This window comes from Bradyrhizobium sp. USDA 4451 (assembly GCF_054822585.1).
The window spans coordinates 3,453,125-3,468,175 of record NZ_JBTRCH010000001.1; the positions used below are offsets into that span (position 1 = coordinate 3,453,125).

General features: G+C 66.2%; 12 protein-coding genes. 2 read left to right on the forward strand and 10 right to left on the reverse strand.

The window, feature by feature from the left end; all coding sequences use genetic code 11:
- Positions 1-7: 7 nt before the first annotated feature.
- The gene (locus tag ACVMB0_RS16025; protein ID WP_461346891.1) at positions 8-1,177 is read right to left on the reverse strand and encodes an acyl-CoA dehydrogenase family protein; all 1,170 of its coding nucleotides are present in this window, start codon (positions 1,175-1,177) and stop codon (positions 8-10) included.
- Positions 1,178-1,302: 125 nt separating this feature from the next.
- Here ACVMB0_RS16025 and ACVMB0_RS16030 point away from each other — a divergent pair, with 125 nt between their 5' ends.
- Positions 1,303-2,226: a LysR substrate-binding domain-containing protein gene (locus tag ACVMB0_RS16030; RefSeq protein WP_461346892.1), complete on the forward strand. Its 924-nt coding sequence runs from the start codon at positions 1,303-1,305 to the stop codon at positions 2,224-2,226.
- 125 nt (positions 2,227-2,351) lie between these two features.
- On the opposite strand, the gene ACVMB0_RS16035 is transcribed toward ACVMB0_RS16030, so the two are convergent.
- The 4 genes from ACVMB0_RS16035 to ACVMB0_RS16050 all read right to left on the reverse strand — a co-directional run bounded on the left by ACVMB0_RS16035 (position 2,352) and on the right by ACVMB0_RS16050 (position 5,411).
- Positions 2,352-2,945 (reverse strand): thiamine pyrophosphate-dependent enzyme, encoded by a 594-nt coding sequence (locus ACVMB0_RS16035; RefSeq protein WP_461346893.1) that lies wholly within the window; start codon positions 2,943-2,945, stop codon positions 2,352-2,354.
- Positions 2,945-3,505, reverse strand: a complete 561-nt coding sequence (locus tag ACVMB0_RS16040) for a thiamine pyrophosphate-binding protein (RefSeq protein WP_461346894.1) — start codon at positions 3,503-3,505, stop codon at positions 2,945-2,947. The genes ACVMB0_RS16035 and ACVMB0_RS16040 overlap by 1 nt, the downstream gene beginning before the upstream one ends.
- A 136-nt stretch (positions 3,506-3,641) precedes the next feature.
- Positions 3,642-4,445 (reverse strand): isocitrate lyase/PEP mutase family protein, encoded by an 804-nt coding sequence (locus ACVMB0_RS16045; protein WP_461346895.1) that lies wholly within the window; start codon positions 4,443-4,445, stop codon positions 3,642-3,644.
- Between the two features lie 69 nt (positions 4,446-4,514).
- Positions 4,515-5,411 carry an alpha/beta fold hydrolase gene (locus ACVMB0_RS16050; RefSeq protein WP_461346896.1) on the reverse strand — a complete coding sequence of 299 codons (897 nt, stop codon included), beginning with the start codon at positions 5,409-5,411 and terminating at the stop codon, positions 4,515-4,517.
- Between ACVMB0_RS16050 and ACVMB0_RS16055 the strand changes: the two genes are divergently transcribed.
- Positions 5,384-6,028 carry a MarR family winged helix-turn-helix transcriptional regulator gene (locus ACVMB0_RS16055; RefSeq protein ID WP_461346897.1) on the forward strand — a complete coding sequence of 215 codons (645 nt, stop codon included), beginning with the start codon at positions 5,384-5,386 and terminating at the stop codon, positions 6,026-6,028. The two genes, ACVMB0_RS16050 and ACVMB0_RS16055, sit on opposite strands and share 28 nt — an antisense overlap.
- 10 nt (positions 6,029-6,038) lie before the next feature.
- Here ACVMB0_RS16055 and ACVMB0_RS16060 read toward each other — a convergent pair whose 3' ends face one another.
- The 5 genes from ACVMB0_RS16060 to ACVMB0_RS16080 form a co-directional block, all read right to left on the reverse strand.
- Positions 6,039-7,787: a class I SAM-dependent methyltransferase gene (locus ACVMB0_RS16060; RefSeq protein WP_461346898.1), complete on the reverse strand. Its 1,749-nt coding sequence runs from the start codon at positions 7,785-7,787 to the stop codon at positions 6,039-6,041.
- 176 nt (positions 7,788-7,963) lie between these two features.
- On the reverse strand, positions 7,964-10,435 hold the full coding sequence (locus ACVMB0_RS16065) for an autotransporter domain-containing protein (protein WP_461346899.1): 2,472 nt from the start codon (positions 10,433-10,435) through the stop codon (positions 7,964-7,966).
- Positions 10,332-11,762: a hypothetical protein gene (locus ACVMB0_RS16070; protein ID WP_461346900.1), complete on the reverse strand. Its 1,431-nt coding sequence runs from the start codon at positions 11,760-11,762 to the stop codon at positions 10,332-10,334. Before ACVMB0_RS16070 ends, ACVMB0_RS16065 begins: the two co-directional genes overlap by 104 nt.
- Positions 11,763-12,236: 474 nt before the next feature.
- The gene (locus tag ACVMB0_RS16075) at positions 12,237-13,511 is read right to left on the reverse strand and encodes a cytochrome P450 (RefSeq protein WP_461346901.1); all 1,275 of its coding nucleotides are present in this window, start codon (positions 13,509-13,511) and stop codon (positions 12,237-12,239) included.
- Positions 13,512-13,694: 183 nt separating this feature from the next.
- The gene (locus ACVMB0_RS16080; protein WP_461346902.1) at positions 13,695-14,966 is read right to left on the reverse strand and encodes a cytochrome P450; all 1,272 of its coding nucleotides are present in this window, start codon (positions 14,964-14,966) and stop codon (positions 13,695-13,697) included.
- Positions 14,967-15,051 lie beyond the last annotated feature (85 nt).

Below are 15,051 nucleotides of genomic sequence, written 5' to 3' on the forward strand. Positions count from 1 at the left end.
GGAGAACTCAGTAGGAGCGGGGCATGCCGAGCACGTGCTCGGCGACGAAGGACAGGATCAGATTGGTCGAGATCGGCGCCACCTGGTAGAGCCGGGTCTCACGGAATTTGCGCTCGACGTCGTATTCCTCGGCGAAGCCGAAGCCGCCGTGGGTCTGCACGCAGGCATTGGCCGCTTCCCAGGAGGCATCCGCCGTCAGCATCTTGGCCATGTTGGCCTCGGCGCCGCAGTCGAGCCCTGCTTCGTATTTGCGGGTCGCTTCCTTCACCATCAATTCCGCCGCGCGCATCGAGGCGTAGGCCTTGGCGATCGGGAACTGGATGCCTTGATTTTGGCCGATCGGCCGGCCGAACACGCTGCGCTCCTTGGCGTAGTTGGTGGCCTTGGCGATGAACCATTTGGCATCGCCGACGCATTCGGCGGCGATCAGGATGCGCTCGGCATTCATGCCGGAGAGGATGTAGCGGAAACCCTTGCCTTCCTCGCCGATCAGGTTCTCCGCCGGCACCTTCATGTCGGTGAAGAACACTTCGGTCGTGGCGTGGTTCATCATGGTGCGGATTGGGCGGATTTCGAGGCCCTTGCCCTTCACCTCGCGCATGTCGACGATGAACACCGAGAGCCCGTCGGTGCGCTTTCGCGATTGCTCCTTCGGCGTGGTGCGCGCCAAGAGGATCATCAGGTCGGAATATTCGGCGCGGCTGGTCCAGATCTTCTGGCCGTTGACGACGTAATGATCGCCGTCGCGGCGCGCGAAGGTCTTCAGCGACGAGGTGTCGGTGCCGCTGGTCGGCTCGGTGACGCCGAACGCCTGCAACCGCAACTCGCCGGTCGCGACCTTCGGCAGATATTTGGCCTTCTGCGCGTCATTGCCGTGCCGCAGCACGGTGCCCATCGTGTACATCTGGGCGTGGCAGCCGCCGCCATTGCAGCCGGCGCGCTGGATCTCTTCCAGGATCGCCGCCGCTGCGGACAGCTTCAGGCCCGCGCCGCCATATTCCTCGGGGATCAGCACCGAGAGATAGCCGGCTTCCGTCAGCGCATCGACGAATTCCTTCGGATAGGCCATCTGGCGGTCGAGCTTGCGCCAGTATTCGCCGGGAAACTGCGCGCAGAGTTTTGCCACCGCGTCGCGGATGTCGGTGTAGTCGTCGGTGTGTTGATCGTGTGCGGTCATTGTTTCTGTCTTGCCGAGAGGTTGCGCTTGACGCGGACAAAGCGCGCCCGCTGTTGTGGGGGCCCGGTAAACTCCCTATGCTGTTTTGTTATAGCGTATGAACCTGCCTTCCAGGATTGGCAAGTATGGATTTCCGCCAGCTTAGGACCTTTGCGTGCGTCGCGGAACTCGGGAGTCTGAGCAAGGCATCCGATACCTTGCGGGTCGCGCAGCCGGCGCTGAGCCGGCAGATCAAGCTCCTGGAGCACGAGCTGCGCACCGAATTGTTCACGCGCAACGGCCGCGGCATGGTGCTGACCGATGCCGGCCGGCTGCTGCTGGCGCGCACCAGCGGTATCGTGCGGCAGATCGACCAGATCCGCGACGACATCCAGTCCTCCGGCGGCGCGCCGTCCGGGCGCGTCGTGCTCGGCCTCGTGCCGACGGTGAGCTGCGTGCTGTCGGCGCGGCTGGCGCGGCGCACGGTGGAGCGCTATCCCGGCATCTCGCTCTGCATCGTCGAAAGCTACAGCGGCCATCTGATCGAGTGGCTGCATCGCGGCGAGATGGACCTTGCGGTGATCTACGGCCCCTCGGTCGATCTGCATCTGGCGGTGCAGAGCCTCGGCCGCGACTCGATCGTCGCGGTCGGCCCGCGCGGCAGCGGGCTGAAGCAGAAGAAGCAGGTCGAATTCGGCTGGCTGATGCGCCAGCGCCTGGTGCTGCCCAGTCATTCGCACGGCCTGCGTGCGCTGCTCGAGCATGCCGCGGCCCGAAAGAAGATCGATCTCGACGTCAAGCTCGAGGCGGATTCGTTCCGGGTGCTGACCAGCCTGGTCGAGGAGGGGCTCGGATACACCATGCTGCCGCCGTCCTCGGTGCGCGCCGAGGTGGCGGAGGACCGACTCGAGACGGCCGCCATCGCGCGCCCGGCGCCGCGGCGCGAGCTGACCTTGGCCTCGCCGGTCGAGCATCCCGGCTCCAATGCGATGACGCTGATCGCAAAACTGTTGCGCGACGAGGTCGCCGCGCTGCGCGCCGAGGGTCTCTGGGACATCCAGCTCGCCTGAGCGCGGCTGCAGTTACTTCCGTCATTGCGAGCGAAGCGAAGCAATCCATCGTGCGGCGTGCGCGGAGGCATGGATTGCTTCGTCGCTGTCGCTCCTCGCAATGACGGCGGTGTGTGCATTAGATCTCAGCTCACCTTGAAGCCGAGATGGCCGCGGAAGCGGTTCTTCAGATAGCTGCCGTCGCGCGGCGGCAGCGCGCGCTCGACCTCGCCGGCGGCGATCCGGATCCGTGCCAGCCGCGAACCGCCACCGAGGTCGCGCAGGCCGTTGCGGAAGCTCTCGATGCCGGCCATGTCGGCGATCTCCGAGACACTGCGGATGCCGGCGCCATCAGCGATCACCTCGAGCTTCGCGCCGAGCCCGGAATGGCTGAGCTGCATGCCGGTCTCGCCGAAATGGCCGTTGTCGAGCACTGCGATCGAGAGGTTGCCAGGCTGCCTGGTTGCGATCGTCAGGAGGCTGCCGATCCCCATCAACTGCTCGCCGTCGCCGGTGATCACCAGCACCGGCCGCTTCGGCTGCGCCAGCGCGAGGCCGAGCCCGACCATCGCGGCGCCGCCCATTGCGCCCCAGAGATAGAAGTTGCCGGGATGCTCGCCGGCATCGAACACGTCGTAGGAGGAGGAGCCGAGCCCGGAGATCACGAGCAAATCGCCGCGGTCGGCAAGCAGCGCCTTCACGGCGGCGCGGCGGTCGAGAGTGACTGTTGCTAGTGACATCAATGCGTCTCCCTGGTCCACTTCTTGCGGCCGATCATCCGCTGCGCGATCAGCACGGCGACCTGCTGGTCGCCGTCATAGGCGAGCGAGGCGGCGGCCGAGATCACCTCCTCGGCGTCGTCGGGGTTCTCCAGCCGCAGCACGGTCGTGCCCATGATCTCGAAGGCCTGCGGCGTCGCCCGGCCCATCGGGATCTGCCAGGGATTGAACTCGGCCCATTCGCCGCGCATCGTCACCAGCGTCAGCAGCGGAAAGCGGCAGCTCGCCATCAGCGACAGCATGTTGATGCAATTGCCGACGCCGCTCGATTGCATCAGCAGCACCGCGCGGTCGCCGCCGAGCCAGGCGCCGGCGGCCAGCGCCACGCCTTCCTCCTCGGTCGTCAGCACCGTGGTCTTGATGTCGCGGTCTGCGTGCGACAGCTTGATCAGCTTGGAATGTCCCGCGTCGGGGACGTAGGACACCTGCGCCACGCCAAAGCTCTTCAGCGTGCGGTAGATCGCAACCGGCCAGTCGGTGCTGGTGGCGCTGTCCTGGTGAACGGCAATCTGGTCCATCATGGCCTCGGTACGGGGCGCGCAGCGGCGCGTCCTCGCCGAAGCCTTTACTGCGCGAGCAGCTTTAATTCCCTTCGCATCTGGCTCGCGCAGCTATACCGGATTTGTATACCCGCATCGCGGCCGGCGACGTTCGAACTCAGGCGCTCGGCTGCAGGAACGCACCGTACTGCCTGCTCGCGATGACCGCGGCGGCGGCCTCTCCGATGACGCGCATCGCGGCCATCATCGGCCAAGGCCCAAGGCTAATCCTGCGAACACCGACCCGGGTGAGCTCCGGGATTTCGGGAACGCCCCGCGTCACCATGATGTTGACCGGCAGCGGCGTGAGCTGAACGAATTCCTCGATCAGCGCGAGGTCGGTGAGTCCGGGTACGAAAATGCCGTCGGCGCCGGCATCGGCATAGACCTTCGCACGCCACGCCGCCTCATTCAGGCATTCTTCCGGCGAGCCGAACTTCAGCAGAAACGGGTCGGTGCGCGCATTGATGAAGAGATGGATTCCGAACTGTTGCGCGGCGGTCCGCACCGCCCTGATCTTTGCGGCATGCTGCTCCGGACTGACGAGTTGCCGTTTTCCGTCCAAAAGCCCGTCCTCGATGTTGATGCCGATGGCGCCGGCCTTCAGGATTCTGATCGCCGAATGTGCGGCCGCCTCTGCCGTGTCGCCATATCCTGCCTCCAGATCGATCGATACCGGAATCGAGACAGACGCGGTCATGCGCGAGACCAAGCCTTCCACCATGTCGAGCGGCGCATTTTCCCCGTCCGCATAGCCCAGCGCGGCTGCAACCGCGCCGCTGCTGGTCGCCACCGCCGGCGCGCTCTTTGCGATGGCCTTCGCGGTGGCGACGTCCCAGGCGTTGAACAGGACGAGCGGATCGCCCTGCCTGTGTAGAGCATGAAACGCTTCGGCGTGTTGCTGCTGTGTGGTGGCGTCCATTGCGCGCACTCCTTTTGAGGGAAACGAAAAGATATCGGCTGACGTGGCCGCTGCTCGCGGCGCGCCGGTTCAATCGGCGTGGCTCTTGAACCAGTCCATGATCAGACTGGTGACTTCGGCCTCGCGCTCGAGGTGCGGGAAGTGCCCGACGTCGGGCAGGACGATGCGCCGATGTGGCCCCTTGAAGAGCGGCTCTTCCTTGATCGAATAGCGCGCCGTCGGGTCGTTGCCGCCATAGATCGTCAGCGTCGGCGTATGCATGTCGGTGATCGGCAGCAGGCCCGCAACTCCCGCATCGATCAGGCCATTATAGTATTTCAATGCCGCCTTCATGGTACCGGGCGAGCTGAGCGTCTGCTTGACCGAGCGGATATGCTCGTCGTTCTCCAGGGCTGGCGACCACAATTTCCAAAGGTAGTCGACGAAGGGAAGTCCCTCGATGTTGACCGCCGCGTGAGCGCCGGGCACCGTGAAGAAATAGACATGGAAGACCGATCGAACCGCGTCGGGATCGCTCCTGAGGCTCGGGATTGTGATCGGATGCGCGGTATTCATCACCACCGCGGCCTTGATTGCCGACGGCGCGGTGGCCAGCGCCTGGAAGGTCGAGGTGCCGCCCCAATCCATGCCGACGACGCAGGCTCGCCCGTCGTCGCTCAGCGTTTCGATCAGCGCTACGAGATCACGGCCCAGCGCGATCGGATCGAAAACGCCATCCGCCGGAATCTCGGTCGGCGCGTAGCCGCGCAGGAACGGCGCGACTGCGTGATAGCCGGCATCGGCGAACACCTGCAGTTGCTTGCGATACGACCAGGCGTTGTCGGGAAAGCCGTGCATGAACATCACGAGCGGTCCGCTGCCCTGTTCGAGATAGGCAAACCGCACGCCGTTGGCCTGCACGTATTTCAGCATTGGCTCGCTGACGGTCTTGTCAGGCGTTGCCAGCACGGTGCTTCGGATCGTCATCGCGGATCTCCATTTTTCGTCATCATTGCTCTCACGGGCAAATATGTGCGCAGCGCACATATAGCGTCAAGTTGTTTTTTGTGCGCAACGCACATATTATTTCCGGCATGGAGAACGGAATCGCCAATCTGCTGGGCGCGCTGTCGCTCGCCGTCATGGATCGCATTGAGCAGAGTGCACGCGAGGTGGTCGGCCGCGGCGGCGAGACGCCCGCGGCGCTCATCGTCATCGGCTACGGCCAGGGCATGACCAACGACAAGCTGAGGCGGATCCTCGGCCTGTCGCATTCCGGAACGGTCCGGCTGGTCGATCGGCTGGTGTCGGATCGGTTGGTCGAGCGCCGGGCGGGCAAGGACGGCCGTGAAGTCGCTTTGCACCTGACGGCTACCGGCGCCGCATCGCGCAACGAATTGCTGGCATCGCGGATTTCAGCCGTGACGTCGCTTCTCGACGTGCTGTCGGCGGCCGAACGGAAGCAACTCGCGACCTTGATCCGCGAGTTGCTGGCAAGGCAGGACACCTCCGAGATGGATCGCTTTACGATCTGCCGGATGTGCGACGACCGGGTCTGCACGAATTGCCCGTTGCCGACCAATAAAGGCCAGCACGCGCGCTAGCGTCCTGCTGTTAAGGTGCGCTCTTTCGCGCCGTGAATACGTACATGTCCCAGAACGTCTCGGGATGCTCGATCTCGAAGCGGTGCCATTGATCCAGGTTGGTCTCGTCGGCCGCGCCCGGAAACTGCTTGCGGAATTGATCGAGCACTGACGGGTCGTCAAACGGCTCAAAGCCCCGGAACGTCAGGCCGTGCTCGCTGAGGAAGGCCGCGATCTCGGGGATCGTGAGGCGATGTTCCATGACGTTGAATATGAGATCGCGGCAGCCGCTCATGCTGTAGAAATCCCTGGCGCCGATCAGCGGCCTCCATTGCTCCGCCTCGCGGAAGACCTCCTGGCGGCACCGTCGGATGTCGTCGGCGGTGGCGCGATAGCCGCGCGCGGCGATGCGGGCGCGGGCCTCGACGATGACGCGGCGCGCCAGCTCGCTATACAGGCCGATGCGCATCGTGCCGCCCGGCCGCAGCAGCGAGACCAGCACGCGCCAGCCGGCAAACGGCTCGGCAAGATGATGCAGCACGCCGACCGACTCGATGCTGTCGAAGCTGCGATCGATCGCGCCCAATTCCAGGATATCCCCTAGCGCGTATTCGATGTTGCGCAAGCCGAGCTCGCGGGTCTTGCGTCGCGCATAGGCGAGGCTGGTCATGCTGATGTCGACCGCGAGCAGGCGGGCGTTCGGATAGACCTGCGCGATCTGGATCGCGTGCGAGCCGGTGCCGCAACCGGCGATCAGGATATCGCGTTCGGCTTGCTGTTCCGCGGTCGCGACGGTCCGGCCCCGCGCCCGATCGGCCGCGAACGCCGTCAGCGGATTGACGGTCCAGCGCGGATAGGGATTTTCCTCGTATTGTCGCATCACCTCGACGGAGACGTCGTTCTTGATTGGGGTGAGCGCCGCAATGGCGCTGCGTTCGGCGATCTCCTCGCGCGGTTCGCGAACCTGCACCCGGAGCAGGCCGGCGACGGTCGCAGGCCAGTCCCGGTGCAGCAGCGCGTCCGCCGCGGGCAGGTCGTGAAGCGGGCAGTAGGCCGCAACGACCGCCAGCGTCAATGGCGCGATCGCCGCGCCTGACGCGAGGTCCTGCAGCAATCGATCACGCAATGCGCCCGCATGTTCGCTGTCCGCCGCGGTCTGCCCATAGACATATTCGTTGATGAAGCATTGCCGGGCGAGCGCGCAGGCAAAGCCGACGATGTCGTCATCGACGTCGTCTGCGTTGGTCGCGAGCCGCAGCAGCTCGGCCCGTGCATGTCCCAGCAGCATCTCGAGCTGCATGCTGGCCAGCGTCGTCGCTTCCATCGCCGAGCGCAGGAACAGATCGCTCGCAAGCGGGGCGATCCCTTCGCTGCCGAACAATTCGGCGTTCGCGATCGGCAGCGGCCACTTGCCCGCAATCTGTTCGACATAGCGGGTGACGGTCGGGCTCTGCAGGATGAAGCCGACAGCCTTCGCATCCATGCCGAGCGCCAGCGCCTTGCTGAAGTGGGCGGCCGCCTTGGTCCGATTGCCCAGGGCCTGGTAGGAGTTGCCGGCATTGTAGTGGCAGGCGGCGTTCACTTCGTCTGATGCAATCGCCTTGGTGAACAGCTTCGCCGCGGCCCGGTGATCGCCGGCCGCCTGGGCCATCAGGCCGAGCAGGTTCAGGCTCTGCACATGGCCAGGTTCGCGCGCGAGGATTTGCCAGCAAATCTCTTGCGCGTCGCCAAAGCGGCGCATCGCGTAGAAGCGGCTGGCCTCGGCGGCAAGGCCGGCCATGCTGACGCCCGTGGAGACGAAAGCAGGTGCGTTCGTGGCTGACGCGTCCCGTCGCTTACCGGCCGCACGCCGTTCTTTTCGGTTCATGTTTCGTCACCGGCCAAATCATGGAGCGCCGCAGCGCGCGGCTGACGGTGTCTACCACATTGTGCGCCGGATGGCGGAGCCGCAGGCGCTTACCACCGATAGCGCACCGTGCCCCTGCCGGCGTAGGAGGTCGTCACGCTGGAGAATTCGCCGTCGAAGACGGCGGCGGCCGACCAGCCGTTCAGCCAGTTCATCTCGATCGAGGCCGTCGTCAGCGCGGCATCGCTGGCCTGCGCAGCGCCGTTGACGACGAAGCTCGCGCCCGGCAGCGACTGGAAGGTCGCCCCGACCGAGCGATCGGGATCGAAATCATGAGCCCAGGCGAGGCGGCCGCGCAGCGTCAGGACGCCGTCCGGCATCGCAAAGGACTTGTCGGTGCGAACGCCCAATTCGCTGCGGACGTCGGTGACGTTCTTGGCAGCGTAGGCCAGCGCAAAGGCGGGCGAGCCGACCAATGTCTGCTCGGCATAGGCCGGCAAGATGAAAGTGGTGAACTGTCCCGCCGCATAGGGCGTGATGCCGACGCCGCCGACAACGGGCGCAACGAACCGGTAGCCGCCTTCGAGACGGCCGGACCACGCATTGGCGTTGAACTCGGCGCGCAGCTGATCGAGACCCGCGATCGTGACGCTGCGGTTGGTGGTGATGTCCTGCCAGCCGTAGGCCAGCGCGGCGGAGAGGTAAGCGGCACCGTCATTGTGACGGAGATAGGCACCCGCCTGGAACAGGTCGGAGCGGCCGTAGCCTGCGCCGTTCACGCTGAAATTGGTGCCGCCGCCGGCCACTGCAAAGCCCGCGACGGTGTTCGGCGAGAACAGATAGTCGGCGCCGATGGCCGTGCCGACGATGCTGCTGCTGGTGTTGTTCGATCCCGTCGCCGCGTTGCCGTCAGTGGTTTGCGAGCCGCCGAAACCGGTCGCCCACACGCTCCAGCGCTGCGTGAACGTCGCCGGGGGCGCCTTGGTGAGCATTGCATAGGCATCGCGATGGCTCGCCGCGTAGCCCAGTGACGGATCGGCATAGCCGTTCCCGGCCGGCATGGAGGACGACGCGCCGTTCCGGTTCATGAAGGGGTCGGTCAGGATGCCCATGAACTGGTTCATCGCGCTGAACGTCGCCTGTTGCGCACCGCTGCCGAGCTCACCTGAGGCCTGCGAAAGGCCCGACGGCGTCAACGTGCCGTACACCAACGGAATGCCGCCCGCCCTGTTGAAGAAATTGACCAGCGCATTGCCGACGGCCTGCTGATTGCCGGACAGCCCACTGCCGAAATCCGGAGCGGACGGTGGCGGGGTGTAGTTGAGCGTCAGGTCGAGATAGGCGTGACTGGCGTCGTAGCTCAGCCCGGCTGCAAAATTCGACGGCAGGTTGCTGTTGACCAGAGAGCCGAATGTGCCGGAGACGCCGCTGCTTGCCGTGACGATGGTGTACTGCTTGGAGACGTAGCTGCCGTTGGCGAAGATCGCGCTGACCGTCGCGCCGCCGAGTGTCGCGATACCGTTCACGCTGATCGAGGCGGATGCCGACGGCGTCACGTGCACCAGGTAGGATGCGCCTGATTGCAGCACGAGATTGCCGTCGATTGCCAGCACTCCGGTCGGATTGGACGCATTGCCCGGGGCGAGTGTGCCGCCGTTCATGATCGTGGTCGACACCGGATCGACGATGCCGATGCCCGACAATGTGCCGCCGGAGCCGACGGCGACGCTCGCGACATTGAGGCTGCCGTTCACGTCGACCGTGCCATTGTTGATCGTCAGGGCAACCGGACTGGCGCTATTGCCCGTCAGCGTCCAGACGCCGCCGACCACGCCGAAGCTCGCAAAGCCCTGGTATTGCCGGCCGCTGCCGAAGGAAGCGAGATTGAAGTTGGCGGTGCCGCTGCCGCCGAGCTGGAACGCGTCGTTGCCGGTGCCGACCACATTGCCGACGATGGTGGAGCCGGACTGAAGCTGCAGTGTGTTGCTGCCGCCGGTGAACTGGATCGCGTTGGCGCGCGTGACGCCGTCGCCGCCGAGGCCGCCGGAGATCGAGCCGCTGTTGATGATTGTGAGGTTGGCGCCGCTGACGCCGACGCCGCCGAGACCCGCCGCCGCCGATGCGCCGGCTGTGCCGGTCGCAGTCCCCGACGTGCCGTTCGTGCCGGCCAGGCCGTTGCCTCCGGAGGTGCCGTTCTGGCCTGTGGCGCCGTCTGCGCCGGGCGGGAGGCCCGGCCCGGGGCTTGCACCTCCCGCGCCGCCCGCACCACCTGCGCCTCCGGCGCCGCCGATGCCGCCGATTCCTGCGCTGCCTGCGCCGCCCGCCTGGCCTGCGCTGCCCGCCGCACCGGCGCCGCCGCCATTGCCGCCGGTGATGCTGCCGCGATTGATCAGCGTGCCGCCATTGGCGAACGTCGCACCGGCGCCGCCATTGCCGCCATTGCCGGCGTTGCCGCCGTTGCCCGAGGCCGTGCCGCCGTTACCGGCATTGCCGCCGGCCCCCGCCGGGGCCGCCGAAGCCGCCAAGGCCGCCCGCGCCGCCGGTGCCGCCGGGCACACCAGAGGAACCGCCAGCCCCGCCATCGCTGCCGCTGCTGCCGCTTCCGCCTGCTCCGCCGTTGCCGCCGCTGCCGGCATTGCCGGCGTTGCCGCCATTACCGCCGTGACCACCCGCGCCGCCGGTGATCATCCCCAGATTGGTCAGCAGGCCGCCGTTCGAGATCGTCGCGCCGTTGCCGCCGTTGGCGCCGCTGCCGCCATTGCCGCCATTGCCGGAGGCGTTGCCGCCGTTGCTTCCGGCGCCGCCGCCGGCGCCAAAGCCGCCGCCGTTGCCGATGCCACCGGGCACGCCGCTGAGGGGAGTGCCGGCGGTACCCGGCGCGGATGTGGCGCCGGCGCCGCCCACGCCACCATTGCCGCCATTGCCGGCGCTACCGGCGTTGCCGCCATTGCCGCCGTTGCCGCCCGCGCCGCCGATGATCGCGATCGAGCTTGTCGCGTTGCCGCCGCTCTCGAGCCGAAGGCCGTCGCCGCCCTTGGCACCGTTGCCGCCGACGCCGCCGTTGCTGGTCGCGTCGCCGCCGTTTCCGCTGCCGCCGCCATTTCCGCCTGAGCCGCCAGTGAATATGGATCCAGAGCTGGCGCCGCCTGCGCCACCTGCGCCACCATTGGCGCCGGCGCCGCCGTTTCCGCCATTGCCGCCATTGCCGCCGGCACCGCCATTACCGCCGGTCACGGTTTGCGAAATCGCGAGTGTGGCGGCGCTGATTGCCTGCAGGCCGATCGCACCAGCGCCGCCATCGGCGCCGCGTGCGCCGTCGCCCGACGAGACGGCGCCCGCGCCGCCGCTGCCGCCTGATCCACCCAACCCGCCGATCGCTCCTGGCAAGCCAGCAAGTCCGGGGGGACCGCTGCCGCCGTTCCCGCCATTGCCGCCGGCGCCGCCGCTACCACCGATTCCGCCAGCGCCGCCGCTGACGGCTTGCGAGACGGTCGTGGTGCCTGTGGTCGTGACCTGCAGGCCGGTGCCGCCGGAAGCTCCGCTGCCGCCGGCGCCGCCTTGAGCGATTCCAATGCCGCCGATTCCGCCCGGAATACTGAAGATGCCGGGCGCTCCCGGAAAACCATCAGTGCCGGCGCCACCGTTACCGCCCGCGCCGCCGGAGCCGCCCGTGCCGGCACCGGCTGCGCCTTCACCGCCACCGCCGCCGCCGCCGCCGTTCAGGGAGGATGATGTGCCTGTTCCGCCGTTCGCACCATTCGTGCCGTTGCCGCCGATGCCGCTGCCGCCATCGCCGCCATTTCCGCCATTGCCGGCGTTTCCGGAATCTATGCCGCCAAGGCCGCCGGCGCCGCCTGCGGCGCCGCCACCGCCACCACCCGCGCCCTGGCCGGTTGAATTTCCACCCACCCCGCCGTTCGGCGAGACAGTGGTACCTGCCGTACCTCCGCTACCGCCTGCGCCGCCACCGCCGGCCCCGCCGACGCCTCCATCGGCGTATGCCGCGGCGACCGCCGCCATCAGGGCAACGGCCGTGCTCGTCAGGAGTGCAAGGCGATGGGTAGCGCGATGACTTCGTGCAATGGGCTTGGGCGAACGGTTCATGACCGGCAGTTTTCTTGGCCGACTGGACTTGGACGTATCCTCGCCGGCGAATTTTAGTTCGGATCGTGGTGACGATAATTCATCGAAAGTCTCAAACACGCGATTTTTGTCGCTCCGGCTCTGCAATCTTATCGTGTGATGCGCAACGGCCACAGCCAGGACGCCGCGTGCGTGGGATGAGAAGCGAGCGGCCTCGTCGCATCACGGCAACGGTGCGATCAAGCCGTCCGAGCTGATCGCCGTCATGGCGGGAGCGCGAGGTCGAGCTGGCGTTGTTCCTCAGCCCGGGATTCGGACCGGCAGGGTCTCGATGCCGCGGACGAAGCTGGAATAGACCCGCTTCGGTTCGCCGACCACCTCGATGCGGTCGAATCGCTTCAGCATCTCCTGCCAGACGATCTTGAGCTGCAGCTCGGCGAGCCGCATGCCGACGCAGCGGTGGATGCCGAAGCCGAACGACAGATGGATGCGCGGCCGGGCGCGGTCGATGATGAATTCGTTGGGCCGCTCGATCACCTCGTCGTCGCGGTTGCCCGAGACGTACCACATCACGACGCGGTCGCCCTTCCTGATCGTCTTGCCGCCGAGCTCGGTGTCGACAAGCGCGGTGCGCCGCATATGCGCCAGCGGCGTCTGCCAGCGAATCACTTCCGGCACCATGGTGTCGATCAGCGCGGGGTTCTCCTTCAGTTTCCGGAACTGGTCGGGATGCTCGTGCAGCGCCAGCACCGAACCGCTCATGGTGTTGCGCGTGGTGTCGTTGCCCCCGACGATGAGCAGGATGATGTTGCCCATCAGATTGTCGGGGTCCATGTGCCGGGTGGCGTCGCTATGCGCCATCATCGACAGCAAATCGTTGCGCGGCGCCGAGTTGACGCGTTCGTTCCAGAGCTTGGAGAAATAGCCGTAGCACTCGTCCATCTCCTGCCGGCGCTGTTCCGGCGACTCGACGATGCCGCCCTTCGGCAGCGCGGTGGAGACGTCGGACCAGCGCGTCAGCTTGCGCCGTTCCTCCCAGGGGAAGTCGAACAGCGTCGCCAGCATCTGGGTGGTCAATTCGATCGAGACGCGCTCGACGAAATTGAAGGTCTCGTTGCGCGGCAGGTTGTCGAGCACGCTGGCCGAGCGCTGGCGGATCAGCTTGGCGAGTTCGTCGAGGTGCGTCGGCGTGAACATCGGCGACACGGTCTTGCGCTGATGGGCGTGCTTCGGCTGATCCATCGCGATGAAGCTCGGATAGTCGTAGCCGGGCGGCACGTCGCGGATCGAGATGCCGCCGAGCGTGGAGTCCGAGGAGAAGATGCCGTGGCTGGTGTCGACATGCATGATGTCGTTGTACTTCACCACAGACCAGTAGGGCTCGATCGGCGCATTGGTGCAGTAGTGCACCGGCTCTTCCTTGCGCAGCCGCTCGAACCACGGCCACAGCGTGTCGTTCTGGAACAGTTTTGGCGCGCCGGGATGGAAATCCTTCAACGGCGTCGCATAGGCTTCCTCGCGCGCCTGGCGCTCCAGTTCGGCCCGGTCGGCACGGATGGCGGTCTGGACGTTCATGATCTCTCTCTTCGCAATTTTCCAAAGCCGCACGGGACGTGGTCGGGCTCTCTCCCCCTTGCGGGGGAGAGTTGGAGAGAGGGGTGAGCCACGAGCGCTGTCTGCGCGGCTTACCCCTCTCCCTAACCCATCCGATTCTGCCTTCCTGAACGCAAATGTATCAACACGACAGCGAATGCACCCTCACGCGGCAATGCGCACGGGCAGCGTCTCGTAGCCCTTGATGAAGCTGGAATACACCCGCTGCGGCTCCTCCACCACCTCGATAGTGTCGAAGCGCTTGAGGATCTCTTCCCAGATGATCTTGAGCTGCAACTCGGCGAGCCGCAGGCCGACGCAGCGGTGAATACCGAAGCCGAACGAGATATGGGTACGCGGCCGGGCGCGATCGATCAGGAACTCGTAGGGCTTCTCGATCGCCTCCTCGTCGCGGTTGCCCGAGACGTACCACATCACGACCTTGTCGCCCTTCCTGATCTGGCGGCCGCGGAATTCGAAGTCGGAGAGCGCGGTGCGCCGCATATGGGCGAGCGGGGTCTGCCAGCGGATCACCTCGGGCACGAAGCTGTCGATCAAGGCCGGGTTGTCGCGCAGCTTGCGGTACTGCTCCGGATGCTTGGCCAGCGCATAGATGCTGCCGGACAGCGTGTTGCGCGTGGTGTCGTTGCCGCCGACGATCAGCAGGATCAGATTGCCGAGGAAGTTCTTCGGGTCCATGTTCCGCGTGGCGTCGCTGTGCGCCATCATCGAGAGCAGGTCGCTCTTCGGCGGCTGCCTCGATCGCTCCTTCCAGAGCCGCGCGAAATAGCTCGCGCATTCCATCAGCTCGGCCTGCCGCTCGTCCTCGGTGGCGACGAGGCCGCCGGCGCCGGGCAGGGTGGTCGCGACATCTGACCAGCGCGTCAGCTTGCGGCGGTCCTCCCAGGGGAAGTCGAACAGCACCGCGAGCATCTGCGTCGTCAGCTCGATCGAGACCTTGTCGACCCAGTCGAACACCTCGCCGCGCGGCAAATTGTCGAGGCACTCGGTCGAGCGCTTGCGGATGTTGATGGCGAGCTCGTCGAGATGCGTCGGCGTGAACATCGGCGCCACGGTCTTGCGCTGCGCCGAATGGCGCGGCTGGTCCATCGCGATGAAGCTTTCGCGGCGCAGATCCGGCGGCACGTCGCGGATGGTGATGCCGCCGAGCGAAGCAGCCGAGGAGAACACCGAATGGTTGGTCTCGATGTCCATGATGTCGTTGTAGCGGGTGATCGACCAGTACGGACCGAACATCGAGTCCTTGCAGTAGTGCACCGGATCCTCGCGGCGCAGCCGGTCGAAATACGGCCAGAACGTATCGGTCTTGAACAGATCGGGATTGCCGGGATCGTAGTCTGCGAGCGGCAGCGTGTTGGCGCGTTCGCGCGCGGCGTCCAGATTCTTGTCGTCGACGAGATCGATGGTCCCGTGCATGGGCGGCTCCTCAACCGTTGCCGCGGCCGGGGCATCGCCGGCGCGGCATGTTTTACGGAATTACATTCCCATTCCGCCGTTCGCG